Consider the following 12136-nt stretch of genomic DNA (forward strand, 5'->3'; position numbering starts at 1 on the left):
TGTCATCTGGGGATGAGTTGGCGCCACGAGGTGCGCGGGTTGCCGCTCATGCCTTTCTCCTTGATCACGACGATGCCGCCGCTCGTGCCACTGCCGACCTTGTATTCGACCTCACCCGCCGAGATCACCGTCGGGCTCTTCATCAGGCCTTCGTCGGCGAGCTTCTTGGAGGTGACGCGATCACGTTCATCGCCCGCGGTCTTGTCGTCATCGTCGTTGAAGAGTCCGTCGCCGTTGTAGTCGAAGACGTTGTAGGGGAGGCGGGCGCCGCTGAGGGCGTCGAATTCGCTGATCCAGCTGTATCCGCCCTGCCTGCAGGCATCGGCGGACGGCACGATCGAGGTGACGATGATGCGACCGTGGCGCAGCAGCGGAACGCTGACCACGCGCTCGCCCACGCCGGCGGTCGTTCCCGGCGGCAGCAGGTCGATGTACCAGCCGCGCTTGCCATCGGCATAGTTCACCGTGTTCGTGCTGGCCACGCGCACCTCACTGGGATCCGTATCGGTGCGGACACCCTGGTAGATGAAGGTCTGCGCCTGCAGGTTGCTACGGCTGCTGATTGCCGAGCCCTTGTCGAGGAGTCCGTAAACAGTCTGCGTGGCCAGGTTGCCGATGTCGGTGTTGCCGAGGTATTTCCCGGTGCCGAAGTAGATCATGTAGCCGCTCTGCCCTGCGGGCGGCGGTCCAATCTCGAGCGGCGAGGTGATGGGTTGCGGGGTCGTGCCCGACAGAGCCTGGAACAGCTTCAGCCGGCGGCTGTTGTTGTCCCATGTGTTACGGGCGCCCGAGAGGTCGAACTTCCACACATTGCCCTTCAGGTCACCTGCATAGACGGTGTCGATGATCTTGTCGCCGTTGGTGTCGACGAGTGCCGGCTCCGACAGGCCGTTGTCGCCCGTCGTGTCGACCTCGATCTTGACCACGGAGAGATCGGTCTGCGTGCGGTCAAGCGGGACCAGGAACAAGGCGGCCTTGCCTGCGTTGCTGTTGTAGCCGTTGCCGAACACGGCGTACCAGTGGCCGTCGTTGAGACGGGCGACGAAGCCGCGGCCCATGACGTGACCGAGGTCGGTGTCGGTGAACTCCCAGATCACCTTGGACTCGTCAAAGGGGGACGAGGCGCTGACGTCGGTGATGTCGAGCGCGAACACGGCCTTGCCGCCTGCGCCCAGGGTGCCGAGCAGCACGGTCTTCCAGGTGCTGCCGAGATAGGCGTCGCCCGAGTTGGGGGAGCCGTCCACATAGTACTTGTGGCGGTACTCGGGGTTGGCGAGATCGGGCAGGTTGGCGAACACCGCGTTCGGGACATAGGTGAACAGCTCGGAGCCTCCGCCATCGGTCTGCAGGTTGGCGGCGTTGATGGCGTGCAGCATCCCATCGTTGGCGCCGACGTAGATGACCTTGGGACGGCTGCGCTTGGTGGTCGTGCGGAAGGTTGTGTACGCCGACATGGCGGTGGCGCCAAGCCCGCTGCCCGGCAAGTCGTAGCCATAGCTCTCCGAGCCGACGTAATGCGGGTCGGAGTTGATGATGTCGCCCAGCAGCGAGTTGCGTGCACGATAGGGGTTCGATGGTGCGCTGGTCGTGCGCTCCCTCGTCTTGTCGCCGCGCAGGTAGTTCAGCAAATGCTCTTCGTTGCGCAGCAGGGTCTTCTGCGCTGCGGTGAGGCCGTCGCTATCCCACGAAAAGTCGATGCCCGCCCCCGTGTTCCAGGCGCCGCCATTCCAGGTCTTGATGTTGCGTGCGTTGTGGTCGCTCGGAATCAGCTCTCCGGCTTCCCAGGCCGTCGCGCCGGGCGTGCCGTCCGCGTTGAGCGGAATCGCGCGGAAGGTGCCGGTCCATTCAGGGCTCCGGAAGATCGCCTGATAGACGTGGGTGTTGGTGTCCAGGCGAGTGGAGTTGGTGGCGATGGCTGATGCCGAAGACTCGGCACGCGCAGCCTCCTCGAAGATCTTGCCAAGCGAGGTCGAGAGCGCAGCGGGGTTGGTGACCTTGAAGAAGGCGTCGGGTATGCCGTCGCCGTCCTTGTCCCAGTCGCTCAGCGTGTCTTCGAGCGTCTTGCCTTCGTTGCGGCCGTACTTCGCGGCATACCAGAGCGGGCTCTCGAGCAGGCGTGCGCTTGATGTGCCCGGCAGGTAGGTGGCGTTGGCGGACCATGCCGATGGTGTGGTACGGAAAGTGCCACCAGGTTCCAGCAACGGAAACGTGGTGCCATCGGTCGTGCTGCCCGTCACCGTGTAGCCGAAGCGCAGCGCAAAGCCGGCGGATGAGCGCAGGATGCGCGACCTCAGCACCAGCGTGCCACCGCCGGTCGAGAACTCGATCTCCTGGATGCCGTCCATGTCGTAGTCGTTGCCCCAGGTGGAGTCCTCCCACGACACTTCGATGGTGCCAGAGGTCGGGCGCCCGGCGGCGTCGGTCGTCAGGGAAACGAAGCGCATGTCATTGAGCGAGCAGACGCGCCAGCCGGTTGAGTTGTGACCCGCAGAGCCGGAGGAGTTCGACATGCAGGCGGGCAGGAAGCTCACCGTGGTGGCGCCGACCGGGATCTCGAGCCGCGGCAGGCTCTCGGCGACGGCCACGGAGTAGGTGCTCAGGGGTTGCCGTGCAGCATAGCCCGGCCGCGGGTTCGAGGCCGTGCTGCCCCAACGCCGGTTGCGATCCGCTGCGTAGCCTGGGCGTATGTCGACATTCAGGTTCGCGTAGGCGAGGCCGGCGATGTGGTAACCGCCTTCCAGGGCAGGGACTTCCGGGCACACGCCCCTCGCACTCGAGAGGCCGCCAGTGAGGGTCTTGGGGGTGCACTGGCTGTCGTTCGTGGTGCCGTTGCTGCCGATCAGGTAGCTGCCCGAGATGTTTTCCTTGGTTCCCACATTGTCGGTGAGCGTCGCTGCATTGATACCCAAGTCGTTCGTAAGCTGGTCGGTATCGAAGGAGTTGAGTCCGGTCGACAGGATGACGGTGCTCGACATCGCGCACCACTGACCTTCGGGCAGCGGGTCGGACCAGCTGACCTTGGGTAGCGAGGGCAAGTGGGTCTGTTCGGCATCGGTCGAGTCGAACGCGCTCGTCGGTCCGCTGCGCCCGGCAAAGTAGCGCAGGCTCTCGAGGTACATCTCGGCAAGCGGGTTGCCCCAGTCCACGCACTGGCCGTCAGTAAAGCTCGCGATACCTGGCGAGCTGCAGCTATTCACGTGTACGCCGTTGCCGCCGTAGTCCCAGCCCGCGATGCGGATGCGGTTCAGCGTATTGATGATGCCCGCATTGGTGGCGGCCTGGTTGATGAACTGGCCGGTCGTGGGGTTGATCTCGTTGTTGGCGGCAGTCTCGTTACCGCTGAGCAGGCCGATGTTCTTGCGCAGCACGCCGCCGGATTTGTTCCGCGAATAGCTGCCGGTGAGCAGGCCGAACTGAACGCGGGACAGGGCGTCGGCCTGACCATACTTCTGCAGCAGGCCGGTAGGCTTGTAGTTCGGGCTGCTGCCGGAACCGTACGCAGTGCAGTTGTCCTCCAGCTTGCCGGGCGCGCATACGGCAACGCGGGCAATCAGCGATGCCAGCGTGGCTGCTGGGCGATCGCCGCTGCCGGTGGTGCATTGGGGGGCCTCGGTCATGGCCCAGCGGGGAAAGGCGCCGGCGGCAAGCAGAATGCGGGGCGCTGCCGTGATGCTGCGCGATACTCCTGTGTTACTCGGTGTGACGTTGCAGAAACTCAGCGAGGTGTGGGTACTGTAAGTCGACGGCACGAAGTTGCTCATCGTGCTGCCGCTGGGGGCGGAGAACACCTTGGCGAAAGCGTGGGTGTCGTCCGGGAGAAACGCGCGTTCGAGCACGGTGTCGCCCAGCGCAGCGCCATCGTTGTCCGTGGAGCGATAGCCGCCGTAGAGCGTCTTGCGCATCACGTCCATGCGCGTCATCGTCGCCCAGTTGAGCAGGTTGCCGCTCCACGCGTTGTTGCAATGGTGGCCGTTGGTGCCGGTGGCCGCTGCGCCGGGCTCGAAACGGTTGTTGTTGTAGCTGTAGCAGCGGCGCGGGTCGAAATAGCCGTAGTAGTCGATGCTGTCGTTGTAGGTGATGTCCAGCCTGCCGTCGCCGTTGATGTCGCTGTAGTCGTTGTAGGCCTTCTTCGACAGCTCATGGTCGCGAGACACCAGCAGCATGACGCGCGGGTCGGGCGGGTTGAGGAAGACGGGCTGCTGGGCGATGTCGATCTGCGCATGTGCGCTCACGGACAGGGTGAGTGCGGCGGCGAGCGTGAGGAGACGTGCTTTCATGATGGTTTCTCGCATGTTGCGCGCGACATCAGCGGCGATACGTGCTTTGCAGATAGATGACGGTGCTCGGGTTGCCGCCAACCCCGCGTGCGCTGACACGGAAGATCGCCGAATCGGGCAGCGGGGCGGGCCCTTTGAGGCTTTCGCTGCCGGTGGAGGCCATTGGGGGCAGTTCCTCGATGACGTAGCGCGGCGCTTCGGCGACGCCGGCAGGCACCGGACTGACCGCCAGTGCGTTGGCCGTCCAGTTGTGCTGGTGCGAGGCGTTGGCGTTGGTCCAGTAGCGGTCGTCCCGTCGGGCGGTGCCCGAGTCCAGGGTCAGGAAGGCGGCACTGCTGGCCATGAACTGCTCGAGCGAGGCGGCGGTGAGCTGCAGTTCGCCCGCACGCAGTGCAGCTTCGGCGGCCTGGAAAGCAAGGTCGTTGTCGCGCGCATTGCCCGCCATGCGTTCCTCGAGCGTCGTGGTGCGCATCGAGGCGACGGTGACCAGCGTCATGATGAGCATGAAGATCATGCCGATCATCAGCACCATGCCGCGCTGCTGTGCGGCTGTCGGGAGGAGTCTTGGCGAGCGTGTCATGGCAGGCGGTTGCGAATCGCGATGGTGGTGGTGAAGACCTGGCGCATGCGGCGGTCGGATACGGTGGTGCCGTTGAAGGTATGGCTTTGTGCTGCAGGGAGGATGTTGTTGTCGGCGCTCGCGACCAGCAGCCGCAGCCGGACGCTGATGACCGATTCCCAGTTGCTTACGGCGGCCGCTGCACGGTATTCGTCCGCGGCGTTGTTGTTGTTGGTGTCGACCCCGTACTCGATCTCCATGTTCTCGACATTGTCGACGAGTTCTTCCGCAACGCCGGCGCTGGCAATGGTGTTCGCGCGATAGAGTGATGGCCGGTTGGTGTCCGGGTTGGTGCCGACGAAATAGACGAAGCGGGCGAGCCGCATGACGAAGGCGTCTGGCCCGTAGGTGCCGATCCTGTTGCCGGTGTTCGAGCTGCTCGAGTGGGCGAGGGTGATCGTGCCGCTGCTGTTCGACACATTTGTGGCGCGGAAGACGTCCGTGTTGGAGCAGTTGGTGACCATGAGTACGTCGTCGGCCGCGAAGTTGTCCGGATTGCTGTTGATCTGGATGTTCGCGTTCGATGGCACCACATTGCCTACCAGATGGACGTCGCTTCCGGTTCCGCGCATGATCGTGACGGTGTCGCCGCCCACCAGGGTGATGCCTGCGATCGTGCCCGATGGTGCGTCCTGGCCGCGTATCGCGTTCGCGGCATTGAGCTGGGGCACCGGCGCATTGGCAATGGTGTTGATGGTGCCGGAGCCCAGGTTGCCGCAACCGATGTAGCCCGCCATGCGGATGTCGCGAGCCATCAGTTCGACGGCAAAGCGTGCGTTCTCCTGGATGCGTGACATGCTATCGGCGTTGCGAGCGGAGTGCTGAACGTTGATGAACAGGGCACCGACGGCGCCCAGGATGACGAGGCCGATCGTCATCGAAATCATCAGTTCGACGATCGTCATGCCGAGCTGCCGGCCGAAGGAGGGCTTGGGTGCTGATTTCATAGCTGGCTGTCCACCCGGAATTGCTGGGCTGTGCCGCCGCCCGCGCCGCGGCTGTCGTCCCACTGGATGACCACGCTGATGGTTCGGTTCGCCGGCGTGACCGCGACCGAGCCGGTGCCGCCGGGAAGGGCTTGGGCAAGCGCGCCGCGCCATTGGGCGAGGTCCTGCACCTGAATGGGGAACGTGACCGGGGGGGTGTCGGGTTCCTGGGTCATCACCGGTGTGGCAGCCGTAAGTGCGATGTTGTAGCTGCCCGCCAGAGCCAGGTTTCGGTTGGCGCGCGCACGGTCGATGATGTCGTAGGCGAGCCAGGTGGCCTGCGAGCGCTGGTAGGCGCTGTGGTTGTTGCGCATGCTCGACAGCATCAGGCCTGCCAGCCCGAGCAGCGCCACCGACAGGATGACGACCGTCACGAGCACTTCCAGCAGCGAGAAGCCCTTGTTGCCGGAGCGGTGTGTTGTGGATCTCATGTGCAGCTACCCGTTTTGTCTACGCGCGCGCGCCCGGAAAGCGTGATCGGTATCGAACGTCCAATTACGCTGGAACCGTCGTTGGGGCAGAGGGTGAAGGTGCGCGCCGTTTCTACAGTGCCGTTGGGCTGAAAGGTGATGTTGCCGCCCACCGTGAGCGTGCTTGTGCCCTGAAGGGCCTGCTGAACGCGGAGCAGGGTGTCGCCCGCCGATTCGTAGGTGCCGATCGTGCCGGTGAGGCCTTCGGCAAACACGATCCAGCCGCCTTGCCATGCACTATTGGTGCAAGCCGTGCCGCTGTTGCTGGGGCAGATGGAAACCCGCCTGCCCCGTGTGATCGCTTCGCTGCGTGCGAACTGCAGGGCAGCCAGGAGGTCATTTGCCTGGCTGGTCATGCGGTTCTGCGTGATCAGTTCCCTGAAGTTGGGCGCCGCAATTCCAGCGAAGATCGCCAGGATCGCCACCACGATCATGACTTCGATCAGCGTGAAGCCTGCCGCACGGCGGGCGCACTCGAAGCGGTGGCGGCTCGTGGCGACCTCGGGTACTCTCACCGCCGGGTGGCTGCCGCGCATGTGGGCTGGTGTTTTCATACCCTTACTCTAACCACATCCGCGTGCATGGACGAGTGTCGCCTGACGAGTGGCGCGTTAAAGGTCACGGCCGGTCCTGCTGCAGGCAGGGCGGTCTGTCGATGCGGGGGCGCCTCGCCTGTGGTTTGCAGTGCGCCCCGTTTCTTTGCCAGGGTGGAGTCTGAGTTTGGATTCAGCGAGATCGAAAGTGCTCGTGCCGGCCTTGCGCAGCGTGCTGGCTGCGGCGGGAGAGGCGCCGTTGGCAATGGACTTTCCCGGCCTGGCCGATAAGAGAATGCATCGCCCGGCGGCCGTGCTCGTGCCCGTCGTCCTGCGTGACGAGATGCCGTCGGTGCTCCTTACCCGGCGTACCGAGCACCTTCACCACCATCCCGGGCAGATCAGCTTTCCCGGCGGCAGGGTGGAGGCAGGTGATGCGTCGGCGGTCGATACTGCCTTGCGCGAGACCGAAGAGGAAATCGGCTTGCACCGTCGCCATGTGGAGTTGCTCGGTGCGCTGCCCGACTACCTCACTGGCACCGGGTTTCGGGTGACGCCGGTGGTGGGGCTGGTGCATCCGCCCTTCGAGCTCAAGCTCGACGCCTTCGAGGTGGCGGAGGCCTTCGAGGTGCCGTTGGCGCATTTCCTCGACCCGGCCAACCACGAAGAGCACAGCATCGTGCATGAGGGGCGGGTGAGGCGTTTTCATGCCATGCCGTATCACGGCTACTTCATATGGGGTGCGACGGCGGGCATCATCATGTCGATGTACCGCTTGTTGCACATGCAGGTGGGTGCGCAGGACAGCTGATGCCCGCCCTGATGTGCCTGGCCTTTGTGTTATCTTCGATGCGTCGGCATGGTTGCAGCGCCATCATGTGGCGAGCGCACCCTCTGAACGATCCGACCTCATAACAGCCTGCTGGCAGCCTCCGCATGACACTCATTGCGCTCCTTTTGGCCTTGTTGGCCGAGCAGCTTCGTCCCCTGGCTGCGCGCCCGCTGATTGTTCGGCTGCTGGATTCGGCGGCAGAGCGGGCGGTGGCGCGCTTCAATGACGGCAGTGCGGGCAACGGGCGGTTCGCCTGGCTGATGCTTGTGCTTGGCGGGACCTTGGGTACGGCGTTCGCCTACTGGCTGCTGTGGGAGCTGCATCCGCTGCTGGCCTTCGTTTTCAATGTTGCCGTGCTCTACCTGTGCATGGGCTTTGGGAACGACAGTCGCCTGTTCAGCGAGATTCACCTCGCCTTGCGCATGGGAGAGCTGGCGCGCGCGCGCGACCTGCTCGCCGAGTGGCGTGGCGGGCGTTACGACGCGGCGGGCGTGAACGAGGTCGCGCGCATGTCGATCGAAATGGCGCTGGTTGCCGCCCATCGGCGCGTGTTCGGCGTGGTGTTCTGGTTCGTGCTGCTGCCGGGGCCGAGCGGTGCGGTGATGTACCTCGCGGCGCGGGCACTGCATGCGCTTTGGGGCGCGCGTGCTGATGCGGACTTCGGCGATTTTGGCCGTTTTGCGCGCACAGCCTCCGAGGCGCTGGACTGGGTGCCGGTGCGGATCACTGCGACGGTGTTTTCCGTTATGGGTAATTTCGAGGATGCAATTTATTGCTGGCGGTCGCAGGCCGTGCTGTGGCCCGACAGGTCGTCGGCTATACTGATTGCAAGTGGCGGCGGTGCGCTGGGAGTCAGGCTCGGCATGCCGGTCCACGAGTCCGGCGTGATCGTCGATCGCCCCGAAATGGGGCTGGGTGGCGAGGCAGGCGTCGAGCACATGCAAAGCACGGTAGGCCTGCTTTGGCGGGCACTGTTCGTGTGTCTGTTCCTGCTCGTCTTGCTCGGTGCAGCCGGGTGGGTCGGCAGGTAGTGGGTTTGAGTTCAAAAACAGGGAGTGTCGGATATGGCAAATCGTGAAGTCGTTGTTCTGAGTGCTGTTCGTTCTGCGGTGGGTGGCTTCGGTGGCTCGCTCAAGGACATGGAGCCGTCCGAGCTGGGCGCCGTCGTGGCCAAGGAGGCCTTTGTGCGCGCTGGCGTCGACCCCAAGGCGGTGCAGTTCGCGGCTGTCGGCAACTGCATTCCTACCGACTCCCGCTATGCGTACGTTGCCCGTGTGGCGACGGTCAACGCCGGCATGTCGACCGACTCGGTGGCTTTCGCGGTCAACCGCCTGTGCGGTTCGGCGCAGCAGGCCATCGTCAATGCCGCCCAGGCCATCATGCTGGGTGACGCCGACTACGCCATCGGTGGCGGTGTCGAGGTGATGTCGCGCGGTGCCTACCTGCTGCCGGCGCTGCGCAGCGGCGCGCGCATGGGCGACACCAAGGCGATCGATGCCATGGTCGCCGTGCTGACCGACCCCTTTGGCGTTGGCCACATGGGTATCACCGCCGAGAACCTGTGCACCAAGTGGGGCATCTCGCGCGAGGAGCAGGACGCGTTTGCGCTCGAGTCGCAGGTGCGCGCTGCCGCGGCGATCGCCGATGGTCGCTTCAAGAGCCAGATCGTGCCGATCACCTTCGAGACCCGCAAGGGCACCGTGGTGTTCGATACCGACGAGCATCCGCGCATGACCACCATGGAAGCGCTGGGCAAGATGAAGCCGGCCTTCAAGAAGGACGGTTCGGTTACTGCAGGTAACGCTTCGGGCATCAACGACGCCGCTGCCTTCCTGGTGATGGCCGATGCTGCCAAGGCTGCCGCCGCGGGCCAGAAGCCGATCGCCCGCCTGGTGTCCTACGCCATCTCGGGCGTGCCCAACGAGATCATGGGCGAAGGCCCGATCCCGGCCACCAAGCTCGCACTGCAGCGCGCCGGCCTGACGCTGGACCAGATCGACGTGATCGAATCCAACGAAGCCTTCGCGGCACAGTCGATCGCAGTCAATCGTGGCCTCGAGCTCGACACCGCCAAGGTCAACCCCAATGGCGGCGCCATCTCGCTCGGCCATCCGGTGGGTGCGACCGGCTCGGTGATCATCACCAAGCTGCTGCATGAGCTGATCCGCGTGAACGGCCGTTACGGCGTCGCCACCATGTGCATCGGTGGCGGCCAGGGCATCACCACGGTGTGGGAACGCGTGTAAGCGCAGACCCCGCCTGATCAAGACCCGCGCGGCCGTGAGGCTGGCGCGGGTTTTTTTTCGTCCATGCGCTGCAGATCAAGACAAAAATCCAGACATTAAGCGCTCACTTTTTCGCTTGGCGCGGACGTGTGCCGTGGCGGTGCGGCAGGGCGAACCCGATATGCTGCCTGCCGCACCTTGCGTGGATCCTAAGTGCCGCTTCCGCTTTTTCACGTCGAAGCGGATCACGCCGGCGCTGGCCTACGACATGGTGCCGATGGACTATGCCCCGCTGCCCGGCGGCGAGTTGCCTGCGAAGGCGTGGCAACCGCCCTTGCCGCTCCCCGGCGAGCGCGCCATCTGGCTGGAGGCCTGCCGGCAGGCGCTGGTGTTCTGGAACGCGGCTGCGAGCGATCGCCGGATCTCCGAACCCTTGCGCAAGGTGTTCCGTGATAATGCCAACCGGCTTGACGATACAGCGGGCCACGTGTGAGTTCGTGCAGCCCTCGTCGGTCACTCCCCGCTCTTCTCCAGCTTGATCGACGCCGAGTTGATGCAGTAGCGCAGGCCGGTGGGCTGGGGGCCGTCTTCGAAGACGTGGCCGAGGTGGGCGCCGCAGTGCTGGCAGAGGACCTCGGTGCGCACCATGTAGTGGCTGCGGTCGATGGCAGTGGCGACATTGTCGGGCTCGGCCGCCGTCCAGAAGCTGGGCCAGCCGCAGCCGGCGTCGAACTTGTGCTCGGAACGGAAGAGCGGGGCGCCGCAGCACACGCAGTTATATGCGCCCTTGTCCCACACGTTCCAGTACTCGCCGGTGAAGGCGCGTTCGGTGCCCTTTTCACGGGTGACGTGATACTGCATGTCGGTCAGCCGGGCACGCCATTCGGCCTCGGTCCGGGTGGGGTCGTCGCTCATTCCGTTCTCCGCAATGTGTGGGGCTCAGTGCAGATGACGCGGTGCCTGCCCTGATTGTTCCTCGGGCATCTCCGCATGAACCGTCTCGCCGTCAGCGGACGGATAGTACGGCGCGCCGCAGTCATCGCAGTACTCCAGCGGGAACTGGTGGTCGAGCAGGACGATATCGCTGACGCCCGATTCGCGCAGCACGGCCTCGATCTGTGCCGGACAGTCGGTGGTTTCGTCCTCGGCGCCCAGTAGCGGCCAGACCACGCCGTGGACGACGCCTTCGCGCTCGCGCAGCGCGAAGCCGATGCGGTATTCCTCCAGATTGCGTTCCCAGAACGGGGCGACGACTGCGCGCAGGTTTGCGGCGGGGATCTCCAGCGTCGTGGCGAGGAAGGCGACGGATGCGCGCACCGAGTACGGGCGGCTGTCCTTGTCGGCCGCTCTGCTGGCTGCGAAGTAGGTTTCGGGCAGCACAGGGTCCATTGCGCAGCCCGGCAAGAGCGGGCCGAGACAGGCGCCGCCCTGGGTGCGCCACTGATCGCGCGCGGTGTCGCGGCTGCCGTCAGCCTCCTGCCAGCGGAACACCGGACCGCCACGTGGCACCGCGACGGCGGCGAGCAGGTAGCGCGTATCCGACAGGAACTGGGCAGTCTCCGGCATGCCTTCGGTGTCGATATGGAGGTCGCTGTTGTCGATGGCGGCACCGCCGATCACCTTGGCGAACTCTGCCGTGTTGCAGTAACCCTGAGGCAGTTGGTCTGGGCTGAAGAGGAAATCGGCTACCGAGAGGCGGGCGTCCTTCGACAGGACGTGGGCCTGCAGGTGCACGCGCAGGTTGGCGACCATGGCGGCCGGCAGGCTCGTTGCGGGGATGCGGAAGCGCGACCAGGCGAGGATGGGGGCTGCGAGCAGGACGACGTCGTGACTGTCGAAGGCGCCGCCTGCGCACTCGGCACGCGACTCGAGATGATCGGCGAGTTCATCGTAAGCGCGCGAGTCGGCGCTGTAGAGGTGGTCGAGCGCGGTGTTCAGACTGTCTTCGTCGTTGCTGGCGAGCAGTTCGTCAATGAGGTGCGCGAGTTGTGCTTCCCAGTAGCGGTCCTCGATGCGGCTGCCGGATTCGGCCAGCCCGCTGGCGAGCCAGACGAGTTGTTCTGCGGTGCGACCGAGGCCGCCACGGCGCTTGAGGCGCGTTCTTTTCATTGTTGGGGTTCCGTTGCTGTTCTGGCTATGGCTGCAGCGCATGCACGCCGCGCCGGAAAGCCCGCATTCTAGCCCATTGCGCCGC

The 12136-nt window shown here is 64.9% G+C and carries 11 protein-coding genes; 4 read left to right on the forward strand and 7 right to left on the reverse strand.

Annotation, left to right across the window (positions count from 1 at the left end):
- Positions 1 to 2 precede the first annotated feature (2 nt).
- From P7F68_RS07940 to P7F68_RS07960, 5 genes are read right to left on the reverse strand one after another with little or no spacing between them, the layout of a single operon-like run.
- Positions 3 to 4277 carry a pilus assembly protein gene (locus tag P7F68_RS07940; protein WP_277832121.1) on the reverse strand — a complete coding sequence of 1425 codons (4275 nt, stop codon included), beginning with the start codon at positions 4275 to 4277 and terminating at the stop codon, positions 3 to 5.
- Positions 4278 to 4305: 28 nt separating this feature from the next.
- Positions 4306 to 4809 carry a pilus assembly PilX family protein gene (locus P7F68_RS07945; protein WP_277832123.1) on the reverse strand — a complete coding sequence of 168 codons (504 nt, stop codon included), beginning with the start codon at positions 4807 to 4809 and terminating at the stop codon, positions 4306 to 4308.
- Between the two features lie 44 nt (positions 4810 to 4853).
- Positions 4854 to 5843, reverse strand: a complete 990-nt coding sequence (locus P7F68_RS07950) for a PilW family protein (protein WP_277832125.1) — start codon at positions 5841 to 5843, stop codon at positions 4854 to 4856.
- Positions 5840 to 6313: a type IV pilus modification protein PilV gene (gene pilV / locus P7F68_RS07955; protein WP_277832127.1), complete on the reverse strand. Its 474-nt coding sequence runs from the start codon at positions 6311 to 6313 to the stop codon at positions 5840 to 5842. Before pilV ends, P7F68_RS07950 begins: the two co-directional genes overlap by 4 nt.
- A complete protein-coding gene (locus P7F68_RS07960) occupies positions 6310 to 6906 on the reverse strand; it encodes a GspH/FimT family pseudopilin (RefSeq protein ID WP_277832129.1) in 597 nt (198 codons plus the stop codon). The genes pilV and P7F68_RS07960 overlap by 4 nt, the downstream gene beginning before the upstream one ends.
- A gap of 244 nt (positions 6907 to 7150) precedes the next feature.
- On the opposite strand from P7F68_RS07960, the gene P7F68_RS07965 reads away from it, so the two are divergent.
- From P7F68_RS07965 to P7F68_RS07980, 4 genes are all read left to right on the forward strand, one after another.
- Positions 7151 to 7696, forward strand: a complete 546-nt coding sequence (locus P7F68_RS07965; protein ID WP_002927334.1) for a CoA pyrophosphatase — start codon at positions 7151 to 7153, stop codon at positions 7694 to 7696.
- Positions 7697 to 7821: 125 nt separating this feature from the next.
- Positions 7822 to 8748 (forward strand): CobD/CbiB family protein, encoded by a 927-nt coding sequence (locus tag P7F68_RS07970; RefSeq protein ID WP_277832131.1) that lies wholly within the window; start codon positions 7822 to 7824, stop codon positions 8746 to 8748.
- A 33-nt stretch (positions 8749 to 8781) separates the two neighbouring features.
- The gene (locus P7F68_RS07975; RefSeq protein WP_002927331.1) at positions 8782 to 9963 is read left to right on the forward strand and encodes an acetyl-CoA C-acyltransferase family protein; all 1182 of its coding nucleotides are present in this window, start codon (positions 8782 to 8784) and stop codon (positions 9961 to 9963) included.
- Positions 9964 to 10096: 133 nt separating this feature from the next.
- Positions 10097 to 10435: a hypothetical protein gene (locus P7F68_RS07980; protein ID WP_277832133.1), complete on the forward strand. Its 339-nt coding sequence runs from the start codon at positions 10097 to 10099 to the stop codon at positions 10433 to 10435.
- A gap of 20 nt (positions 10436 to 10455) precedes the next feature.
- Here the strand turns inward: P7F68_RS07980 and msrB are convergent, their stop codons facing one another.
- Together msrB and P7F68_RS07990 are read right to left on the reverse strand one after the other, a co-directional pair.
- Positions 10456 to 10857 carry a peptide-methionine (R)-S-oxide reductase MsrB gene (msrB, locus tag P7F68_RS07985; RefSeq protein ID WP_277832135.1) on the reverse strand — a complete coding sequence of 134 codons (402 nt, stop codon included), beginning with the start codon at positions 10855 to 10857 and terminating at the stop codon, positions 10456 to 10458.
- Positions 10858 to 10881: 24 nt separating this feature from the next.
- A complete protein-coding gene (locus tag P7F68_RS07990; RefSeq protein WP_002935532.1) occupies positions 10882 to 12051 on the reverse strand; it encodes a DUF2863 family protein in 1170 nt (389 codons plus the stop codon).
- Positions 12052 to 12136: the final 85 nt, after the last annotated feature.

The organism is Thauera mechernichensis (assembly GCF_029588855.1).
Lineage (GTDB): Bacteria > Pseudomonadota > Gammaproteobacteria > Burkholderiales > Rhodocyclaceae > Thauera > Thauera mechernichensis.

Bases quoted from the DNA above. Each gene is read 5' to 3' on its own strand.
- msrB (WP_277832135.1), bottom strand. From the start codon at position 10,857: ATGAGCGACGACCCCACCCGGACCGAGGCCGAATGGCGTGCCCGGCTG.
- P7F68_RS07965 (WP_002927334.1), top strand. From the start codon at position 7,151: ATGGACTTTCCCGGCCTGGCCGATAAGAGAATGCATCGCCCGGCGGCC.
- P7F68_RS07960 (WP_277832129.1), bottom strand. From the start codon at position 6,906: ATGAAAACACCAGCCCACATGCGCGGCAGCCACCCGGCGGTGAGAGTA.
- P7F68_RS07950 (WP_277832125.1), bottom strand. From the start codon at position 5,843: ATGAAATCAGCACCCAAGCCCTCCTTCGGCCGGCAGCTCGGCATGACG.
- P7F68_RS07940 (WP_277832121.1), bottom strand. From the start codon at position 4,277: ATGAAAGCACGTCTCCTCACGCTCGCCGCCGCACTCACCCTGTCCGTG.
- P7F68_RS07975 (WP_002927331.1), top strand. From the start codon at position 8,782: ATGGCAAATCGTGAAGTCGTTGTTCTGAGTGCTGTTCGTTCTGCGGTG.
- P7F68_RS07990 (WP_002935532.1), bottom strand. From the start codon at position 12,051: ATGAAAAGAACGCGCCTCAAGCGCCGTGGCGGCCTCGGTCGCACCGCA.
- pilV (WP_277832127.1), bottom strand. From the start codon at position 6,313: ATGAGATCCACAACACACCGCTCCGGCAACAAGGGCTTCTCGCTGCTG.
- P7F68_RS07970 (WP_277832131.1), top strand. From the start codon at position 7,822: ATGACACTCATTGCGCTCCTTTTGGCCTTGTTGGCCGAGCAGCTTCGT.
- P7F68_RS07945 (WP_277832123.1), bottom strand. From the start codon at position 4,809: ATGGTGCTGATGATCGGCATGATCTTCATGCTCATCATGACGCTGGTC.